General features: G+C 58.1%; 15 protein-coding genes and 3 tRNA genes. 15 read left to right on the top strand and 3 right to left on the bottom strand.

The window, feature by feature from the left end; translation table 11 throughout:
- Positions 1-179: 179 nt before the first annotated feature.
- Positions 180-455, top strand: coding sequence for an HU family DNA-binding protein (locus tag SADFL11_RS07265; protein ID WP_008192569.1), 276 nt, complete (start codon positions 180-182; stop codon positions 453-455).
- A 258-nt stretch (positions 456-713) separates the two neighbouring features.
- Positions 714-789 (top strand) — tRNA-Val (locus SADFL11_RS07260).
- Positions 790-918: 129 nt separating this feature from the next.
- Here SADFL11_RS07260 and SADFL11_RS07255 read toward each other — a convergent pair.
- Entirely contained in the window at positions 919-1248 is a 330-nt protein-coding gene (locus tag SADFL11_RS07255) for a potassium channel family protein (protein WP_228198250.1), read from the bottom strand.
- 255 nt (positions 1249-1503) lie between these two features.
- Between SADFL11_RS07255 and SADFL11_RS07250 the strand changes: the two genes are divergently transcribed.
- Entirely contained in the window at positions 1504-2037 is a 534-nt protein-coding gene (locus SADFL11_RS07250; RefSeq protein WP_134852940.1) for a GNAT family N-acetyltransferase, read from the top strand.
- Positions 2038-2115: 78 nt separating this feature from the next.
- Here SADFL11_RS07250 and SADFL11_RS07245 read toward each other — a convergent pair whose 3' ends face one another.
- A complete protein-coding gene (locus tag SADFL11_RS07245) occupies positions 2116-2733 on the bottom strand; it encodes a phage tail protein (protein ID WP_008196547.1) in 618 nt (205 codons plus the stop codon).
- Between the two features lie 98 nt (positions 2734-2831).
- Positions 2832-3197 (bottom strand): DUF6916 family protein, encoded by a 366-nt coding sequence (locus tag SADFL11_RS07240; RefSeq protein ID WP_008191936.1) that lies wholly within the window; start codon positions 3195-3197, stop codon positions 2832-2834.
- 329 nt (positions 3198-3526) lie between these two features.
- Here SADFL11_RS07240 and SADFL11_RS07235 point away from each other — a divergent pair, with 329 nt between their 5' ends.
- The 12 genes from SADFL11_RS07235 (at position 3527) to SADFL11_RS07180 (ending at position 19719) form a co-directional block, all read left to right on the top strand.
- On the top strand, positions 3527-9721 hold the full coding sequence (locus SADFL11_RS07235; RefSeq protein ID WP_167578963.1) for a DUF4347 domain-containing protein: 6195 nt from the start codon (positions 3527-3529) through the stop codon (positions 9719-9721).
- 453 nt (positions 9722-10174) lie between these two features.
- Positions 10175-10251, top strand: a tRNA-Asp gene (locus SADFL11_RS07230).
- Positions 10252-10293: 42 nt separating this feature from the next.
- Positions 10294-10370: transfer RNA gene (locus tag SADFL11_RS07225), tRNA-Asp, on the top strand.
- 464 nt (positions 10371-10834) lie between these two features.
- Positions 10835-11200: an NADH-quinone oxidoreductase subunit A gene (locus SADFL11_RS07220; RefSeq protein ID WP_040453353.1), complete on the top strand. Its 366-nt coding sequence runs from the start codon at positions 10835-10837 to the stop codon at positions 11198-11200.
- Positions 11191-11769, top strand: coding sequence for a NuoB/complex I 20 kDa subunit family protein (locus tag SADFL11_RS07215; RefSeq protein WP_040451925.1), 579 nt, complete (start codon positions 11191-11193; stop codon positions 11767-11769). Before SADFL11_RS07220 ends, SADFL11_RS07215 begins: the two co-directional genes overlap by 10 nt.
- Positions 11770-11856: 87 nt before the next feature.
- Positions 11857-12462, top strand: coding sequence for an NADH-quinone oxidoreductase subunit C (locus SADFL11_RS07210; protein ID WP_008196555.1), 606 nt, complete (start codon positions 11857-11859; stop codon positions 12460-12462).
- A gap of 11 nt (positions 12463-12473) precedes the next feature.
- Positions 12474-13658: an NADH-quinone oxidoreductase subunit D gene (locus tag SADFL11_RS07205; RefSeq protein ID WP_008189640.1), complete on the top strand. Its 1185-nt coding sequence runs from the start codon at positions 12474-12476 to the stop codon at positions 13656-13658.
- Between the two features lie 81 nt (positions 13659-13739).
- Positions 13740-14996: an NADH-quinone oxidoreductase subunit E gene (locus SADFL11_RS07200; protein WP_008189102.1), complete on the top strand. Its 1257-nt coding sequence runs from the start codon at positions 13740-13742 to the stop codon at positions 14994-14996.
- Between the two features lie 8 nt (positions 14997-15004).
- Positions 15005-16306 carry an NADH-quinone oxidoreductase subunit NuoF gene (nuoF, locus tag SADFL11_RS07195; protein WP_008191898.1) on the top strand — a complete coding sequence of 434 codons (1302 nt, stop codon included), beginning with the start codon at positions 15005-15007 and terminating at the stop codon, positions 16304-16306.
- Between the two features lie 26 nt (positions 16307-16332).
- Positions 16333-18396 carry an NADH-quinone oxidoreductase subunit NuoG gene (gene nuoG, locus SADFL11_RS07190; protein ID WP_008190225.1) on the top strand — a complete coding sequence of 688 codons (2064 nt, stop codon included), beginning with the start codon at positions 16333-16335 and terminating at the stop codon, positions 18394-18396.
- A gap of 16 nt (positions 18397-18412) precedes the next feature.
- Entirely contained in the window at positions 18413-19471 is a 1059-nt protein-coding gene (gene nuoH / locus SADFL11_RS07185; protein ID WP_008196096.1) for an NADH-quinone oxidoreductase subunit NuoH, read from the top strand.
- Between the two features lie 11 nt (positions 19472-19482).
- The gene (locus tag SADFL11_RS07180) at positions 19483-19719 is read left to right on the top strand and encodes a hypothetical protein (RefSeq protein WP_040451929.1); all 237 of its coding nucleotides are present in this window, start codon (positions 19483-19485) and stop codon (positions 19717-19719) included.
- Positions 19720-19732: the final 13 nt, after the last annotated feature.

Genomic DNA, 19732 nt, shown 5'->3' with positions numbered 1-19732 from the left:
TGACATTTGCGAAACAGTCAAGCCCCGGCAAAACCGGGGCTTTTCTTTTGAATAATTGGTCAAAACGGCTGTTTTCTGCGAAAAAACCACTTGCGTTTCGGCTCAAATCTCGCGAGTTTCGCGCAACGGCGCTGACAGGAATCGTCGGCATACGTCCGTTTCTTAGAAAGGTATCTGCTATGAATAAGAACGATCTGATCGCAGCTGTCGCAGAAAAGACCGGCCTGACAAAGGCACAGGCAGGCGAAGCAGTTGACGCAAGCTTTGAAGCTGTCACTGAGACGCTGAAAGGCGGCGGCGAAGTCCGTATCATCGGTTTTGGTAACTTCACCGTTTCCGAACGGGCAGCGACCGAAGGCCGGAACCCGCGGACTGGCGAAACGATCCAGATCCCGGCTTCTAAGACGCCGAAATTCAAGGCTGGTAAAGGCCTGAAGGACGCTGTGAACTCTTAAATTGCGAGTTTACATCGGTCCATGGACTGAAAAGGCCCCGTTCTCGAGTTGTCGAGGACGGGGTTTTTTGTGTGCGCACTTAGAGCGGCCATAGAGCAGGCTAGGGCGCTTATGCCGCCTGATTTCAGCCGCAAAAGGTAAGATAATGGGAGTGCCGTAAATTGGTCATCCACAGGCAGATAGGCCGATGCCATTTTTTTGGAAAATAGGTCTTGCCAAGGAGAGAGGGAGCCCATAAAAGGCATTTCACCTCGTTGAGGGCGATTAGCTCAGTTGGTAGAGCGCTTCGTTTACACCGAAGATGTCGGGAGTTCGAGTCTCTCATCGCCCACCATTCCCCCTTCTATATCCCGGCAAAGTTCAAACAGGCATCACACGATGTCCCGAACGAGAAATAGCCGCCGTTATAACGCGCTGTGATGGCCTGTGAGGCTTCTCCGCGTTCTCGGTAGCGACACCGCAATCAGGCCTTATCCGCGTTGCCATCGGTCTTCGGATCTCCAGCCAAGTCGACTTCCTGTTCGATCTGCAAAAGCGCGCGGGCGAATTGCGCAAACAACGCCACAAAAACTCCGACACCAACAAACAGGTAGAGCACCGTGAACAGCCTGCCGGCAACGCTCTGCGGTGCAAGGTCGCTGACACCGACAGTCGCCAGCGTCATGGCGCTGAAGTAGAGCGCATCCACCCAGCTCCAGCCTTCGACTGTCCTGTAAAAAACTGTGCCGGAGAACAGGATCAGCCCGGCGAGGAGAAACCCGGAGCGGAAATGCGGCCGGTTCCACGATCGCAAAATGGCTTTCAGCAAACGCACCAGTGTGAGAACGGTCTACAGCATTGCATTGTCCTCCAGTCATCGGGGGGGCTGGCAAAAAGCGTATATATGAACCGAGCGCAAATTTCAGTTATGGGATGCATCGCTGAGGAACAGCCAGCGCAAAAATTTCGTGCTATCCTGCAAAAGTGATGAAAACGGTTTTGATGCGCGTGATTATCAACTATAAGTTTAACAGCCATAGTCGTTTCAAGGGTTCCGAGAGGAGGCTTAGTGCTACAAGGATTGAGAACACTGCCGAAGGGGCTGTCTCTGCGGCCTGCGCGAACTTCTGATGCTGCTTTTGTCCGAAAGCTTGTCGACGACCGCTACACTGATCTGAAGAGCCATCCAAACGTGTCGCGTGATCAATACGAAAACCTGATGGAAATGCAGGTGATCGCGCAAAGTACCGGGTATGGCGCGGCGTATCCGAACGCCGTCTATCTGGTGATTGAAAAGAACGGTCAGCGGATCGGCAGTCTGACACTCGACTGGGAAGGTGGGAGCGCCCATGTGGTCTCCCTCGCTTTCATTAAAAAAGCCCAGGGAAAAGGATATGGACAGGTTATTATCCACGCGCTTCAGCAAGCGTGTATTCAATCCAGCTGCCCGCTCACCGTCACATGCTGGACCCAGAACATTGGGTTGTTGAACTATTTGCTGACGACCGGGTTTATACCCGAGCAGGCAGAGCCCGATGCCGTTCAGGTTCTGATGCGGTGGCTTCCCGCAGCGCCGCAAACGGACGCCGCACCGCTGTCTTGAGTCCTGGTTTACACCAGGACAAAAGGGGCCGGTGAGTGTTTGCCTGCCCCGAACTCGCATGCTTACCCGCTCATCCGGTCAGGAGCGGGATGGGTACAGGCCGAAAAGACAAATGCACCAATTCAGCGCCTGAACGGGCTGCATGATGGAAAAGCTCTGGCTGCCGCCGGTCCGGCCAATCGTGACGCTTCCGCCAACGAGGGCCGAGTTGGTGCTCACGCCCCCAAGCGGAACGGTCGTCCCCTCGGAGCCGCTCGGAACATAAGCCGGCTGCGCCGCGCCGAATGGAGGGCCGGCGCCGATATAGTCACCGCTGGACGGGACAGAAAGTGTTCCCTGGGTGGTCGATACTTCGACATCAGTTGAACTGGCAACGCTCGTGCCAGCCAATGACGCGGCGTGATCGTGCGAGGGCATCTCAAGAATGCTGAGCGTATGGGTTTCCTGGCTGATTTTTTGCCCGGCGATCCAATTGAACTGCGAGCCGGGAAAGCGCCCTTGGCTGATCGCGGCGCGACCGCGCAGATCCGGCAAGCCGAATGTGGTCCGCCCGTCACCGCCGTAAATCGTTCCGATGAGCGAAAACAGGGCATTGTTCTGTGAGATTGCAACAAGCCCGCCGGCGCAAAAGCCGAAATTGCGCGGTGCGAACGTGAAGCCCAAACAGGCCAGCATTCCGATATATTGATCTTCCATTCGAAATCTCCCGGATGACTCTGGTGAAGCGTGTTGGGTGTTGGGTTTACGCTGGGCACTTTGGCAAGCCGCCATCGATGGGCCCGGCGCGCAGGGTCCTATGTGAAACAAACCTCTAGAAACACGCCTTCGGATGCCGGAGTGGGTGGCACGACCCGTGTTACGTGCAGCCGGTTAAGGCGCCCGAAGCCCTCTTTGTGGATCGCCTCGGACCCATCTCCGGCGATCTCTCTAAAGTCCCCGGACACCTTGAAGAGCAATACGAACGGTGTGCGTTTGATACCCAGCCCCGCATGATACTCGGGTTTTTCCTCAGCGCTCACAAGCTCGATCGGATGAGTCGTGTGCTGCGAAACTATCTGAAACTCCGTGGTAATATGATCTTGAAAATCGGCGGCAGAAACAGCTCCGAGATCAAGACCCTCCTGCGCCTGACCCGAGGGACCGGTGTCTGAACCCGTCATATCGATGCTCCTAATGATTTAGTTGCAAGTGCGGTTTATTCCTATAATAGAAAAATACAATTGTGAATTGTAAAAGTGATTTATGTGTATAAATACACTTACACAAAGCACGAATGGGACACCTTCACGCTAGTGCGAAGACGACCGGTTTGACCTGCATCCAAGCCGATGCCGGAGACGGGGTTGCCGCAGACCGGGTTCAGGCGTTATGCCGGTGTCCCGGCAGATCAAACTGGGCCGGGACCGGCCGCGGTGATTGCGAGCATCCGCGACGGCCGCCTGGGGGGCAAACCGGAGACTGGACGACTGGTCCAAGACAGAGGTCTGTGATGCCGCAAATGGAATATAAGCCGGTCATTATTGTTGACGGCGGAATTGCCGAGTTTGACCAGCTGGTTCGGGGAGCCCCGGCTGGCGCTGACGTTTTCATACTCAACTCAAGCTTGCCCGGACTTCAGCAGGTCGCCGCGTTTTTGAACGGCCGCGCTCAGGTGCCGGCCCTCCATATCCTCTCTCACGGTGAGCCCGGCACGCTTTTTCTCGGCCAGTGCGCCGTCCGGCTTCAAGACCTTGAAACGCACGCGGCAGACTTGGACACCATCCGGGATGCATTGGCGCCCGGCGCCGATATCTTGCTGTACGGCTGCGAAGTGGCCGCAAGCGCCGAAGGCGCTGCATTTGTCCGGCGTTTTGCGGAACTGACAGGGGCAAGCGTCGCAGCGTCGCAAACCCGGACTGGTGCGGACCACTTGGGCGGGGATTGGCTTCTCGAGGTCCATATAGGCGCGGTCACGACCGAGCTTGGCATAACCGCGCATGCCCGTGCCCAATTTTCCGGGGTCTTGGCCACTTTTGACTTCGAAACGGGCAGCGGAGCAGCTGATAACGGAACCAACGTTACGCAAACGGTGAGCGGCGTTCAGCTAACGGTCTCGACGGCGAACACTACTGATGTTCAATTGTTGAGCGGTCCTGGGGGAACTGCGAGCGGTCAGACATTTGTAAGTGGCAATGCCAGCGCAGGGGCAATTACTTTTACATTCTCGCAGGCAATTGACCTCACAACGCTCGCGTTCGGAGATCAGAATGCCGGTGGGTCCTTCAATTGGGTCTTCACGCCAACCGGGGGGGCCAATTCGGTTGTCAACGTTGCGAATGATACCGTCACATCTGCAACCGACACAACAGACGCGACGTTGAACTGGAGCGGCATCTGGAGCGGCATAACGAGCTTCACAGTGAGTCGCAGCGACTCAAGCCTTCAAACAACATCTATATTTGACAACATCAATTTCACTGTGGCCAACGCTGCGCCTCTCCTCGGCGGCACGCCAGCCGATGATACGGCGACGGAAGATGTCGCCACGGCGATTGATCTGTCAGCTTACAATGTGTCCGATGCAGATGGCGATACGATCACGCTGACGCTGGCGGTTGACCGGGGCTCGATTGCCTCGACAGATGGCAACGGGACCACAGCCAGCGTCACGGTTGCCAATTCAGGCACCGGATCCATGACCCTTCAGGGCACGGCTGCCAATCTCAACACGTATCTCAACGACACGTCCAAGATTACCTACACAACCGCATCCAACGATACGACGACGGCTGTGCTCACGGTCACCCCCAATGACGGCACGGTCAACGGCACGGCGGATACGGTCAATATCACGATTTCGGCGGTGAACGACGCGCCGGTGCTGGACGCCGCACAATCGCCTGTTCTGGCGGCAATTGACGAGGATGCGGGCGATGATGACGGGTCGGGCGCAGACGGCGATGACGATGCCACGAACAACGCCAACAACGGAGGCACCACGGTTGCCTCTATGGTCGTCGATGGGTCGATCACGGATGTGGACGGCGGCGCAGTGGAGGCCATTGCCGTCACCGCTGTCGACAACACCAATGGCGTCTGGCAGTACTCGACCGACAACGGCACGTCCTGGAATGCTTTTTCCGGGACGACCGGCGCCTCTGTCGACATCACATCGACGGCGCGGCTGCTTGATGGCAGCTTGAGCGGGGCCAGCACACAACTCGTCCGGTTCGTTCCGGATGCCGGTTACAATGGCACCGCCGCCATTACGTTCCATGCCTGGGACAAATCCTCCGGGGTTGCGGGCAGTACCGCCGATGCATCCACGACCGGCAACGCAACGCCCTTTTCCACCGCCTCGGATACCGCTTCGATCACGGTCAACGCGGTCAATGACGCGCCCGTCTTCACGGGTCTCGACGGCACGCCAGCATTCACCGAGGGCGGCTCGTCTGTTGTTCTGGATGCCGATGTCACGGTTGGGGACGCGGAACTGGACGCGCTGAATGGCGGGAATGGCAACTATTCCGGCGCATCGCTGACCATTGCCCGAAATGGCGGGGCCAATGGATCGGACAGTTTCGGCTTCGACACCGGCGGCGCGTCTTTCGCGGTCAGCGGCGGAAATCTGCAAAGCGGTGGACAAACCTTCGCGACCTTCATGAATGCCGGCGGCACGCTGACCATCACTTTCACGTCCAGCGGGACAGTGGCAACATCAGCCCTGGTCGATGAGGTGCTCCAGCGGGTCGCCTACGAGAATACCAGCAACGATCTGACCGGGAATCCGCAGCTCGATTGGACGTTTTCTGACGGCGCAGCCAACGGTACGGGCTCGGTCACGGTCACGCTCACCGATGTCAACGACGCCCCGACCCTCGCTGCGACGGGGGGCAACCCGACTTTTACAGAGGGCGGTGGGGCCCAGGATATCTACAACACCGTCAGCGCCGACACGGTCGAGACGGGGCAAACCTTTGCCGCGCTGACACTGACTGTCACCAATGTGTCTGACGGTGCATCGGAGATCCTGTCTTTCGACGGCTCGGATGTCGCCCTGACTAACGGCAACTCGGTCACCACCGCCACCAACAGTTTGGCTGTCAACGTCGCTGTGACCGGCACGACGGCAACGGTCTCCTTTACGGGTGCAACGCTTTCCAACGCGCAACTGCAGACGCTGGTGGACGGCCTGACCTACCGCAACACATCCGAGAACCCGACGACGGCAGGCAATCGGGTGGTGACCATCACCGGGATAACCGACAGCGGCGGAACCGCGGGCGGCGGTGTTGAAAGCGCCACACCAAACCTGACCTCGACCGTTTCGCTTACCCCCGTCAACGATCCGCCCGTGATCGCCAATCTGGACGGCGACAACACCGCCCTTCAACCGGGGGCGGCCGACAACATCGACAATGGGGGGAACGCGACGGTCGCGAACATCGATTCGGCCGATTACAACGGCGGGTTCCTGACGATCACCGACAACGGGTCGAACAACACAGCGAATGGCAACTTCTCTGTCGATGGCACCACGGTGACATCAGGCGGCGACGGCTCAGTGTCAGCCGGCGAAACGATTGCGGTCGGCGGCGTCGCCATTGGAACGGTCGATATCACCGATGATGGTCAAGGCGGCAACAATCTCACGATCAATCTTGGCGCCAACGCAACGAATGCCCGCCTCGAGACCCTGATTCAGAACATCTCCTGGGGCGCTGCGGCCGGGTCCGGTGCGCAAACCTTCACCCTGACGCTGAATGATGCCGATGGCACCGCCAACGGCGGCGATGCTGACACCACCGCCAACTTCACCATGACGCTGGGCAATGCACCCACGCTCGATCTGGACGGCGACGACAGCGCGGGCACCGGATCGGGCGGGTTTGCGGCCGCCTTCACGGAAAGCACTCCGGTTGCCATCGGCGACAGTGATGTTGCGGTGAGCGATGCCGATGGCGGGGCGACGATTGCGGCCATCACCATCAGCCTGACCAACGATCAGGACGGGGCAGCCGAAGGGCTCACCGTCAGTGCGGCGGCCCAAAATGCCCTTACCGGGATTACCGGCGCGACCGACATCACCCGGCAGGACACGGTCACGATCACCGGCGCCACGGCGAGCCTCGCGGAAGTCCAGACGTTTTTGCAGAACGTCTTTTACGACAACACATCCGATGCACCGGACCTGACAGACCGCATCATTACTGTCACGCTCACCGACAATGACGGCCTGACCTCGTCCAGTGTCACCAGCACGGTATCGGTGGCAAACGTCAATGACGCGCCCGCCTTTGCTGGCGTGGACAACGCGGCCGCTTTCACCGAGGATGGTGCGGCCGTGGTGCTGGATGGCAATGCCACTGTTGCCGATGCCGAACTCGATGCTCTGAACAGCGGCAATGGCAACTACAATGGTGCAACGCTGACGCTGGCGCGCAACGGCGGCGCAAATGCAGAAGACACCTTCGCCAACAACGGACTGCTGGGAGCGCTGACCGAAGGCGGCAATCTAACTTACAACGGCACGACTGTCGGCACGGTGACGACCAATTCGAGTGGCACTCTGGTGCTCACGTTCAACGCAAGTGCGACATCGGCGCTGGTCGACAGTGTGTTGCAGAACATCACGTATTCGAACAGCAACGACACCCCGCCAGCCAATGTCCAGATCAATTACGCGTTCAATGACGCCAACGGAGGGACGCAAGGATCGGGCGGGGCGGGGTCTGATACGGACGATTCGATCACTGTGACGATCACCGCAGCGAACGATGCACCCGTGTTTGGAAACCTGGACGGAGATGCGCCGTCCGGCGCGCCGAACGCGGTGTTTGCGTTTGATGTGGGCGGCAATGCCACGGTCACGGATCCGGACAGCACTGATCTGGACGGCGGTACGCTGACCATCACCCGCACCGGGGCGCTGGAGGGCAATTTTGCGCTCAATGACGCGCAAGCCACATCTGATGGTGACGGCACAATTGCGGCTGGCCAGACCATCGCGGTCGGTGCAACCAACATCGGCAGCGTGACCACCGATGGTCAGGGCGCGAACAATCTCGTGCTTACCCTGAACGCCAATGCGACGCCGACGAATGTGCAGGCCCTTGTACAGGCGCTTAACTATTCGAGTGTGGAAACGGGATCGCACGGCTTTACCGTGACCTTGTCCGACGGCGATGGCGGAACTTCGTCGGCTGCCACCGTCACGGTGAGCGTCGCCACCCCTTCCACCGGCGGGGGAGGAGGCGGGTCGACCGGCACGGTTACGGTGGTGACCGAAGACAATGACGACGGCAGCGGACTTCCGACTACAACAACAACTATGACGACTGGATCCGAGGGATCGGGCTCGGCCGCCATCTTGGAAAACACGAACAACAACGGAAACGTTGTCACCGCAACCTTGCCGGCCAATACGAGCATCTCCTCAACAGGTCCGAAAACGGCTCAAACGCCAACGCAGGCCGTCAACACATTGGTGGCTGCCATTGATGCACGCAACGCGTCATCGGAAGCAGAGCTCATCGGCGGGGCTCAGGCATATTTGAACACTCTGGCGGAAACGACGACCTTGGACGTGCGGACAATCGTCCCGACCACAACCCAATCCGGTTTGTCGGAACCGATTGTGATTACAGGCACATCGCCCGAAGACGGGTCAACGCAGTCCGAAGCCTTCGTCATCGATGTCCGGTCCTTGCCATCAGGCACGGTGATTCAACTTGAGAACATCGAGTTCGCGACGATTATTGGTGAAGCCACAATCAATGGTGGATCCGGCCAGAATTATGTCATGGGCGATGACAGCGCTCAGATCATTGTCCTGGGCGAGGGGGACGATCAGCTTTTTGGCGGGGCGGGCGATGACACGGTCGGCAGCACCACCGGCAATGATCAGATTTTTGGTGAGGCCGGGGATGATCTTCTGTTCGGCGGCGCTGGCAACGACCTTTTGAACGGCGGTGCCAATCGGGATGCCGCGCTCTATGGCGTGACCAGCGACGGTGTCACACTTTCTGGAACCCGTGGCACGGTGACGGCTGTCGATGCCGGCGGGACCGACACGCTGACCGGTGTTGAGCTGGTTGTCTTTACTGGAGAGAACACGACAGGCAAGGACCGCGTGACCGTGTTGCTACAGGATAATGCGCCGGTTGCCGGGCAATACGGCTTCAATGAAGCGGCTTATCTGGGCGCGCATCAGGACGTCGCAGCGGCGGTCGCAGCCGGTATTTTCGCCAGCGGTGCGGAGCACTATGCTCTATTTGGCCAAGGTGAAGGACGCGTTGTCGATCTTTTGTTCGATGCACAGTTCTATCTGGCCGACAATCCCGATGTCGCCGCTGCGGTAACAGAAGGTATTTTTGCATCCGCCTCCGAGCATTACCAGCTCCACGGCTATGCAGAAAACAGGTCGCTCAATCCTCTATTTGATGGTGAATACTATCTCACGCAAAACGAAGATGTCGCCAACGCCGTTGGGTCCGGTGGCCTGGACAGTGCCTACCATCACTTTGTGCTGTACGGCGATCAGGAGGGGCGCGCCGCGTCGCGCTTCTTTGATACCGCCGCATATCGTGAAGAGCAGGGTCTCGGAAGCGATGAGAGCGCCCTGGAGCATTTCCTGCTCGTCGGTTTGCCTCAAGGCGTTTCGGCGCCAACCACCGCAGACTTCACGTCAGAAGGGCTCGCATAGAAACCTAACTGCCTGGCCGGGCAAGCACTGTCAGGCCGTCACCGCCAGCGCGACTGAACCAGTTCGAATTGGGCATTATGTAATTTGCTTGGGCAGGTCTTGGGTCACGCAGGCATCCAGGACGCGTATGGGTCGTCAACGGCAATCGTCCCGCATCCAAAGATTAAGATGCCGAATATGCCCTGTGTTGTTTTGCAAATGGTGTCATGTCACCGGCGTAAAGCATTGAATCGCTGGGTAAAAAAATACGTCGCGGTCAAACTGAAATGCTTAGAACTCCGGTTGGGTAACAACAGTTGTCCACAACCTGAACGCTTTTGGTGCGTTGGCAGAATGGCTCAAACAGAGGGCTTTTAAAAAAACGACACAATTGTCCGGTCAGAGCGCTTGACTTCATGTCTCAGCCGCCGTACATCAGCGCCACTTCGCGACGACATAACGTCGCCGCGCGAAGCGGGTGTAGCTCAGTTGGTTAGAGTGCCGGCCTGTCACGCCGGAGGTCGCGGGTTCGAGCCCCGTCACTCGCGCCACTTTCCCAAACCGGGTTTGTGGCGCATATATACCGTGATTGTGCGGGTGTAGCTCAGTTGGTTAGAGTGCCGGCCTGTCACGCCGGAGGTCGCGGGTTCGAGCCCCGTCACTCGCGCCACTCACGGTTCCCGAATTTTCTCCAAGAGTACAGCAATTTAGAACTGGTCGGCCAGCGACGGCAGCGCTTGGGGTGTCCGGGTGCGATTGAGTATCATGCCAAAAGAGCCGGGCTTCCGCCGGAGCGATGCCAAATGCAGGCGATTCTAAGGGTTGGCCTGCTTGGTCATGGCGTGCGGCCAATTTGCCGCGTCGGTTGTGCAGAGAAAATCCTGCCTTTCAAACCCGCCGAATTACGCGCTTTGTAGCGTTCTGTTATGGATTTGGTTTAAATGTGGCAATAGCTTGACCGGGTTAGGGTCTTGCGTTGCAGCAATACGTGGGCTAGGTGTGCGCTCGCATGTTGGATTAGTGAAAAAGCCGACGGGCCGCGCATGACCTGATGGTACTATCCGGTGCAGGACAGGGCAGGGCTGCGGTACGGATCGCCTCCCGGTCCGCCTCCAAATGCAAGGACGCGAAAACATGGAAGAACTTCTGCGGGAATATATTCCGATCGTCGTGTTTATCGGCATTGCGCTGGTCATTGGCCTTGCGCTGCTGATCTCGCCCTTCCTGATCGCCTACAAGAACCCAGATCCTGAAAAGCTCTCCGCCTACGAGTGCGGATTCAACGCTTTTGACGATGCCCGGATGAAATTCGATATCCGCTTCTATCTTGTTGCGATCCTCTTCATCATCTTCGATCTGGAAGTCGCGTTCCTGTTCCCGTGGGCCGTGTCGTTTGGAGAACTCGGCTGGTATGGGTATGGCTCGATGATGGTGTTTTTGGGCGTCCTGACGGTCGGATTTATCTACGAATGGAAAAAAGGAGCGCTGGAATGGGATTGACCACTGCCAAGCCGCTCATTGCGGAGCAGCCGAAAGGCATCATCGACCCGAATACCGGAAAGCCGGTTGGCGCGGACGATCCGTTTTTCCTGGAAGTTAATGACGAGCTCGCCGATAAGGGCTTTCTCGTCACCTCTACGGACAACCTGATTCAGTGGGCCCGCACAGGCTCCTTGATGTGGATGACGTTTGGTCTGGCCTGCTGCGCCGTTGAGATGATGCAAATGTCCATGCCGCGCTATGACGCTGAGCGCTTTGGCTTTGCCCCGCGCGCATCCCCGCGTCAGTCGGATGTGATGATTGTTGCAGGTACGCTGACCAATAAGATGGCGCCTGCGCTGCGTAAGGTCTACGACCAGATGCCCGAGCCACGGTATGTCATCTCCATGGGGTCCTGCGCCAATGGTGGCGGTTACTATCACTATTCTTATTCGGTGGTCCGCGGATGCGACCGCGTGGTCCCGGTCGACATTTATGTTCCAGGATGTCCTCCGACGGCCGAAGCACTGCTCTACGGTGTCTTGATGCTGCAGAAAAAGATTCGCCGCACGGGCACGATTGAACGCTGATTGCATTCGCTGCTTTCAATGGCGGCGGATTTGAGGGAAGTGGGCCGAAACGGCCCGAATGAGAGCTCCGAAAGAGTGAGGTCGAACATGGACGAAACGTTGAAGGAACTCGCCGAGCACATCGAGCTCGGTTTGTCAGAGTCCCTCGTGTCCTGGAAGGTCGAATATGGCGAGCTCACACTGGTCGTGAATGCGTCCGATATTCTTGATGTGGTGCGGTATCTTCGCGACAATGCCTCCTGCAAGTTCGTCAACCTGACGGACATTTGCGGCGTTGACTATCCGGCGCGCGAGAAACGTTTTGACGTCGTGTACCACTTCCTGTCCCCGTTCCAGAACCAACGCATTCGTGTAAAACTCGAGACAGATGATGTGACGCCAGTCGCGTCACTGACGTCCCTGTTTCCGGGCGCGGAATGGTTTGAACGGGAAGCCTACGACATGTACGGCATCTTGTTCTCCGGCCATCCGGATCTGCGCCGGATACTGACCGACTACGGCTTCGACGGTCATCCGCTACGCAAGGATTTCCCCGTCACCGGGTTTGTCGAAGTCCGTTATGACGACGAAAAGAAGCGCGTTGTTTATGAGCCGGTTCGCCTGAACCAGGAAATGCGCACCTTCGATTTCCTCTCGCCATGGGAAGGCACGGATTACGTGCTGCCGGGCGATGAAAAAGCAACGACGAATTAAGGCGGATCCCGATGGCTGAGGCTCAGGTTCGTAACTTCAACATCAACTTCGGTCCGCAGCACCCGGCGGCGCACGGCGTTTTGCGTCTGGTGCTGGAGCTGGACGGCGAGGTGGTCACGCGCGTCGATCCGCATATTGGCCTTTTGCACCGCGGCACGGAAAAGCTGATCGAGCAGAAGACCTATCTTCAGGCTATTCCGTACTTCGATCGCCTCGATTACGTTGCGCCGATGAACCAGGAGCATGCGTTTGCTCTTGCCGTTGAGCGCATGCTCGGCATTGAAGTGCCGAAGCGTGGGCAGCTGGTGCGCGTGCTTTATTCGGAAATTGGCCGGATTCTGTCGCACCTCTTGAATGTCACCACGCAAGCGATGGACGTTGGGGCTCTGACACCGCCGTTGTGGGGCTTTGAGCCGCGTGAAGAGCTGATGGTCTTTTATGAGCGTGCCTGCGGTGCGCGTATGCACGCTGCTTATGTGCGTCCGGGCGGTGTTCACCAGGACCTGCCACGCGATCTTCTGGATGACATCTGGGACTTCTGTGATCCGTTCCTGCAGACGCTGGACGATATCGAAGGCCTTTTAACCGACAACCGTATCTTCAAGCAGCGGAACGTCGACATCGGCGTTGTCGATCTGGACGACGCCTGGGCTTGGGGGTTCTCCGGTGTCATGGTCCGGGGCTCCGGGGCACCTTGGGATTTGCGCAAGTCTCAGCCTTACGAGTGTTATTCCGAACTCGACTTCGACATTCCGATCGGCAAGAACGGCGATTGTTATGACCGTTACCTGATCCGCATGGATGAGATGCGCCAGTCGATCCGGATCATGAAGCAGTGTCTGGAAAAGCTCACGGTGGAGACCGGTCCCGTATCGTCTGCTGACGGAAAGATCGTTCCGCCCAAGCGGGGTGAGATGAAGCGCTCGATGGAGTCGTTGATCCACCACTTCAAGCTCTACACCGAAGGCTACCACGTTCCGCCGGGCGAGGTTTATGCGGCCGTGGAAGCGCCGAAAGGCGAATTCGGTGTGTACCTCGTGGCTGACGGCACCAACAAGCCGTACCGCTGCAAGATCAAGGCTCCGGGTTATGCCCACCTTTCGGCGATGGATTTCGTCTGCCGTGGCCACCAGCTCGCCGACGTTTCAGCGGTGCTTGGATCCATGGACATCGTTTTCGGTGAGGTTGACCGCTGATGCAGAGCATCCTTCACACAATTTCGACCCAGGCAGCCGCTGAAGCGGCGCCGGGCAGCTGATAACAACGGGAATTACCTCATGGCAGTTCGCAGGCTTGCGGCGGAACAACCTGACAGCTTTGAGTTCACCGAGGAAAACCTCGGCTGGGCAAAGAAGCTGATCGACCGCTATCCCGCCGGCCGACAAGCATCAGCGGTCATCCCGCTTCTGTGGCGTGCGCAGGAACAGAACGACGGCTGGGTCAGTGAGCCGGCGATCCGCTATATTGCGGATCTTCTGGACATGCCGAATATCCGTGTCCTGGAAGTGGCTACATTCTACACCATGTTCCAGCTGCAGCCCGTCGGTAAGAAAGCGCACATTCAGGTGTGCGGCACGACCCCGTGTCAGCTGCGCGGCTCGGAGGATCTGATCAAGATCTGTAAATCCCGCATCGCGAAGCATATGCACGAGATCTCCGAGGACGGCATGTTCTCCTGGGAAGAGGTGGAGTGCCTGGGTGCCTGCGTAAACGCGCCAATGGTGCAGATTTTCAAGGATACCTATGAAGATCTGACCGAAGAGAGCTTCAACAAGCTTCTGGACGATATTGATGCCGGGAACGACGTAACGCCAGGCCCGCAAAATGGCCGCCGCTTCTCCATGGCGGAGGGCGGACAAACCAGCCTGACCGAGATTGAGGACGACACAAAGGGCACGCTGCCTGTCCCGCATGTGGTCGATGGGTCTGAAAAGGCGTCTCATCATTTTGCAGGCGGTGCCATCAACACCGGCGGAAATGACTACGACGGTGTGCCGACACCCGCCGAAGACGCTGTTGCCAAGGTAAAGGCAGCTTTCGCGGCAAAAGCCGAAGCAACAGCCCATGCTCCGGCTGAGAAGAAAGCTGAAGCGCCGAAGAAGGATGCACCGAAAAAAGCGGCAGCCAAAACAGCTGACAAGGTCGAAAAAGCAGCTGGAAAGGCAAGCGAGCCGGCACCTGTATCCAAGGCCAAGCCGGAAGCGAAGGTCGAAGCTGCTGAAGCGGTTTCCGAAAAAGCACCGGAAACCCTGAAGCAAGCCCGCGACGGCAAACCCGATGACTTGAAGAAGCTCAAGGGTGTTGGGCCGAAGCTGGAAGCGACGTTGCATGAGCTTGGTTTCTTCCACTTCGATCAGGTCGCCAGCTGGGGGGCAGAAGAGATCGCCTGGGTCGACAGCCGGCTGAAGTTCAAGGGCCGTATCGAGCGCGATGGCTGGATTGAGCAGGCCAAACTGCTCGCCTCTGGCGAGGCAACCGAATTTTCCAAGCGTGTGGAAGCTGGCGAAGTCGCTTCCTCCAAGAGCGAAGAATAGGGGAAGAGATGCTTCAGGATAAGGATCGTATCTTCACCAACATCTACGGCCTTCACGACTGGGGTCTGGAAGGCGCGAAGAAACGCGGCCAGTGGGACAACACCAAGGGTCTTTTGGACAAGGGTCGCGACTGGATAATCCAGGAAATGAAGGACAGCGGTTTGCGTGGCCGCGGCGGTGCGGGTTTCCCGACCGGCCTGAAATGGTCCTTCATGCCGAAGGAATCCGACGGCCGTCCGGCGTACCTCGTCGTCAATGCCGATGAATCCGAACCGGGCACCTGTAAGGACCGTGAAATCCTGCGCCACGATCCGCACACGCTGGTCGAGGGCTGCTTGGTCGCCGGTTTCGCCATGGGTGCGATCGCTGCTTACATTTATGTTCGAGGCGAGTTCATCCGTGAGCGCGAGCGCCTGCAGGCAGCGATCGACCAAGCATATGATGCCGGTCTGATCGGAAAGAACAACAAGAACGGCTACGATTTCGACATCTACGTTCACCATGGCGCAGGCGCTTACATTTGCGGTGAGGAAACCGCGCTTTTGGAAAGCCTTGAAGGGAAGAAAGGCCAACCGCGCCTGAAGCCGCCGTTCCCGGCAAACGTTGGTCTGTACGGTTGCCCGACGACTGTGAACAACGTGGAATCGATTGCAGTTGCGCCGACAATTCTGCGCCGCGGTGGCGGCTGGTTCGCGAGCCTTGGCCGTCCGAACAACACCGGTACAAAGCTCTTCTGCGTCTCTGGTCACGTCAATCAGCCGGCAACATTCGAGGAAGAGCTGGGTGTTCCGTTCTCCGAGATGATCGACAAGCATTGCGGCGGCATTCGCGGTGGTTGGGACAACCTTTTGGCGGTTATTCCGGGCGGATCTTCGGTGCCCTGCTGTACAGCGGACGAAATCAAGGACGCACCGATGGATTTCGACACCTTGCGCGGTATGGGCTCCGGCCTTGGCACCGCTGCGGTGATCGTCATGGACAAGTCGACCGATGTCATCAAGGCGATTGCCCGTCTCAGCTACTTCTACAAACACGAGAGCTGCGGCCAGTGCACGCCGTGCCGAGAAGGCACAGGCTGGATGTGGCGTGTTATGGAACGCATGGTGAAGGGCGAAAGCTCCTATGAAGAGATCGACATGCTCTTCAAGGTCACCAAGCAGGTCGAAGGCCATACAATTTGTGCTCTTGGAGATGCGGCTGCATGGCCAATCCAGGGCTTGATCAAGAATTTCCGGCCGGTCATCGAGCAACGCATCGATGACTATGTCGCCAAGTCGAGAACGTCTTCGACCATGGTGGCGGCTGAGTAAGCGGAACGGAATTTGGAGAGCAGCGGATGACGAAGCTCATCATCGACGGCAATGAGGTAGACGTCCCGGCGGACTACACCCTGCTTCAGGCTTGTGAAGAGGCAGGTGCCGAGGTTCCGCGGTTTTGTTACCACGATCGCCTGTCGATTGCCGGCAACTGCCGCATGTGCCTGGTGGAAGTAAAGGGCGGACCGCCCAAGCCGACCGCGTCTTGCGCGATGGGCGTCAAGGATTTGCGTCCGGGCCCGAACGGCGAACCGCCGGTGGTTGATACCAAATCCGAAATGGTCAAGAAGGCCCGGGAAGGGGTGATGGAGTTCCTGCTCATTAACCACCCGTTGGATTGCCCGATCTGCGACCAGGGCGGCGAGTGCGACCTTCAAGATCAGGCGATGGCCTATGGTGTCGACACCACGCGGTTTGACGAGAACAAGCGTGCGGTTGAAAACAAGGAAATCGGCCCGCTCATCAAGACGATTATGACCCGCTGCATCCACTGCACGCGCTGTGTCCGTTTCACCACGGAAGTTGCCGGCGTGTCGGATATGGGCCTGATTGGCCGCGGGGAAGATGCGGAAATCACGACATATCTGGAAGCCGCGCTCTCTTCGGAGATGCAGGGCAATGTGGCCGATCTCTGCCCGGTGGGTGCACTGACGCACAAGCCTTACGAGTTCCACGCCCGTCCTTGGGAGCTGACCAAGACCGAAAGCATCGACGTCATGGATGCGCTTGGTTCCGCCATTCGCGTTGACACACGCGGCAAGGAAGTCATGCGCGTGATGCCGCGGCTCAATGAAGAGATCAACGAAGAGTGGATCTCCGACAAGTCCCGTTACATCTGGGACGGGTTGAAGACACAGCGTCTTGACCGGCCTTACGCGAAGATCGACGGCAAACTACAGCCGGTTTCCTGGTCTCAGGCGTTCCAGATTATCGCAGACAAGATCAAAGCGACATCCACGGAAAAAGTTGGTGCGCTCGCCGGGCAGTTGGCCGGTGTGGAAGACATGTTTGCGCTGAAAAGCCTGATGGAAAAGATCGGCTCTGCGAATATCGACAGCCGGTTCCCGGGCTCACCGCTGCATCCGGCAAATGGCCGGGCGAGCTATCTCTTCAACTCCACCATTCAGGGGATTGAAGAGGCAGACGCCATCTTGCTGATCGGCACCAACCCGCGCGTTGAGGCACCGGTTCTGAACGCCCGGATCCGCAAGCGTTGGGCACAGGGCGATCTGACCGTTGGTGTAATCGGCGAAAATGCTGATCTGACCTACCCGGTCACCTATCTGGGCGCTGGTCCGGACAGCATCAAGGAATTCGTCAAACACGCACCGGCCAAGGCCAAAAAGCCGATGTTCATCATTGGGCAGGGCGCTTTGAACCGGGCCGATGGCGCAGCCGTTCTGGCAAACCTTGCAGCCGCCGCAAAATCCCTTGGTGTGATCAAGGACGATTGGAACGGTTTTAATATCCTCCACACCCAAGCTTCCCAGGTCGGGGCTCTCGACATCGGCTTTGTCCCGGGCAAAGGCGGCAAGGACACGGGCGGCATGCTGGAAAGCGGCGCGCTGGATGTTCTCTTCCTGCTCGGTGTTGACGAAATTGAAGTTTCGGAAGGCCCGTTTGTTGTTTATCAGGGCACACATGGCGACCGCGGCGCACACCGTGCCGACGTGATCTTGCCGGGCGCAGCTTACACAGAAAAATCCGCCATCTACGTGAACACGGAAGGCCGGGTTCAAATGGCGGACCGCGCTGGCTTCCCTCCAGGTGATGCGCGCGAGGACTGGGCAATCCTGCGGGCTTTGTCAGCCGTTCTCGGTCAGGCCTTGGAATTTGATTCACTGCCGCAGCTGCGCTCCAAGCTCTTTGAAGCCGTTCCGCATATGGCAGCGATCGATTCCATCGAGGCCGGCGATGCTGCAGGTATTGAGAAGCTGGCCAATGGCAAAGCAAAAATGGACAGCGCCGGGTTTGCAAACGTGATCCGGGACTTTTATTTGACCAACCCGATCGCACGCGCCTCCAAGGTGATGGCCGAGTGTTCGGCGCTCGCGAAAACGCGTGCCGCAGAAGCTGCGGAATAAGGGGTAGGGGACCGAAATGGCTGAGTTCATGACCACCTACGGCTGGCCGTTCCTCTGGATGGTATTCCAGAGCGTTCTGTTGCTTGTCGTGCTTTTGGTGATCGTCGCCTACGTGCTTTATGCAGACCGCAAGATCTGGGCGGCTGTTCAGATCCGCCGCGGCCCGAACGTCGTCGGGCCCTGGGGACTTCTGCAGAGTTTTGCCGATCTTCTGAAGTTCGTCTTGAAAGAGCCTGTCATCCCGTCGGGGGCCAACAAGATTCTGTTCCTGCTGGCACCACTGGTGTCTGTGCTGCTCGCTCTGGCGGCCTGGTCAGTCATCCCGGTGGACTATGGCTGGGTGATCGCGAACATCAACGTCGGTGTCCTGTTCGTCTTTGCCGTATCTTCCCTGGAAGTTTATGGCGTGATCATCGGCGGATGGGCGTCCAACTCCAAGTATCCGTTCCTGTCAGCCCTCCGGTCCGCAGCGCAGATGGTGTCTTACGAAGTCTCCATTGGCTTTGTGATCGTAACTGTGCTCCTGTGTGCAGGCACCTTGAACCTGACCGGCATCGTCTTGGCGCAGGAAACTGGCCTTGCAGACATGCTGGGCGTGCCGTGGCTGAATATCCTGAACTGGTACTGGTTGCCGCTCTTCCCGATGTTCGTGGTGTTCTTCGTGTCGGCATTGGCTGAGACCAACCGCCCGCCATTCGATTTGGCCGAAGCAGAATCAGAACTGGTCGCCGGCTTCATGGTGGAATATGGCTCCACACCGTACATGATGTTCATGCTCGGCGAATACGTCGCCATCTGCCTGATGTGCGCGCTGATGACCATTTTCTTCATGGGTGGATGGCTGCCGCCGTTCGACTTTGCACCGTTCACTTGGGTGCCGGGCGTCATCTGGTTCATCCTGAAGTGTCTGCTCTGCTTCTTCATGTTCGCCATGGTCAAGGCGATGGTCCCGCGCTACCGCTATGACCAGCTGATGCGTCTTGGCTGGAAAGTGTTCCTGCCGCTGTCACTCGCCATGGTGTTTGTGGTCGCAACTGTTCTGATGATCACAGGCTGGGCTCCAGGCGCGGCGTAAGGGGACGGTCTATGGAAGTGTCGCTCCCCGGAGTGATCGGAGCTGCCGTTGGGCTTTATGTCGGCTGGCTCGATTGGAAGATCCTGAAGGGCATCCTTCAGGCGGCGGAGACGAAAAACAAACAAGCTGGCGGCGACGGGGGTGTCGTTGCCAGATACCGGGCACCGATTGGTGTACTGATTTTTGGAATTCCGGTGATCGGCTTCCCGATCATCGGCTATTGGGCCGCCAGCCTGCTGGCTGGCTGAGGTAAAGAGAGGC

The organism is Roseibium alexandrii DFL-11, from assembly GCF_000158095.2.
In the GTDB taxonomy this organism is placed as follows: domain Bacteria; phylum Pseudomonadota; class Alphaproteobacteria; order Rhizobiales; family Stappiaceae; genus Roseibium; species Roseibium alexandrii.
Note: the sequence above shows the minus strand (reverse complement) of the source record. Positions and strands in the feature narration are given on the sequence as shown.

Coding starts and splice junctions, on each gene's coding strand:
- SADFL11_RS07265 (WP_008192569.1), top strand. CDS start 180: ATGAATAAGAACGATCTGATCGCAGCTGTCGCAGAAAAGACCGGCCTG.
- SADFL11_RS07245 (WP_008196547.1), bottom strand. CDS start 2,733: ATGGAAGATCAATATATCGGAATGCTGGCCTGTTTGGGCTTCACGTTC.
- SADFL11_RS07240 (WP_008191936.1), bottom strand. CDS start 3,197: ATGACGGGTTCAGACACCGGTCCCTCGGGTCAGGCGCAGGAGGGTCTT.
- SADFL11_RS07235 (WP_167578963.1), top strand. CDS start 3,527: ATGCCGCAAATGGAATATAAGCCGGTCATTATTGTTGACGGCGGAATT.
- SADFL11_RS07220 (WP_040453353.1), top strand. CDS start 10,835: ATGGAAGAACTTCTGCGGGAATATATTCCGATCGTCGTGTTTATCGGC.
- SADFL11_RS07215 (WP_040451925.1), top strand. CDS start 11,191: ATGGGATTGACCACTGCCAAGCCGCTCATTGCGGAGCAGCCGAAAGGC.
- SADFL11_RS07210 (WP_008196555.1), top strand. CDS start 11,857: ATGGACGAAACGTTGAAGGAACTCGCCGAGCACATCGAGCTCGGTTTG.
- SADFL11_RS07205 (WP_008189640.1), top strand. CDS start 12,474: ATGGCTGAGGCTCAGGTTCGTAACTTCAACATCAACTTCGGTCCGCAG.
- SADFL11_RS07200 (WP_008189102.1), top strand. CDS start 13,740: ATGGCAGTTCGCAGGCTTGCGGCGGAACAACCTGACAGCTTTGAGTTC.
- nuoF (WP_008191898.1), top strand. CDS start 15,005: ATGCTTCAGGATAAGGATCGTATCTTCACCAACATCTACGGCCTTCAC.
- nuoG (WP_008190225.1), top strand. CDS start 16,333: ATGACGAAGCTCATCATCGACGGCAATGAGGTAGACGTCCCGGCGGAC.
- nuoH (WP_008196096.1), top strand. CDS start 18,413: ATGGCTGAGTTCATGACCACCTACGGCTGGCCGTTCCTCTGGATGGTA.
- SADFL11_RS07180 (WP_040451929.1), top strand. CDS start 19,483: ATGGAAGTGTCGCTCCCCGGAGTGATCGGAGCTGCCGTTGGGCTTTAT.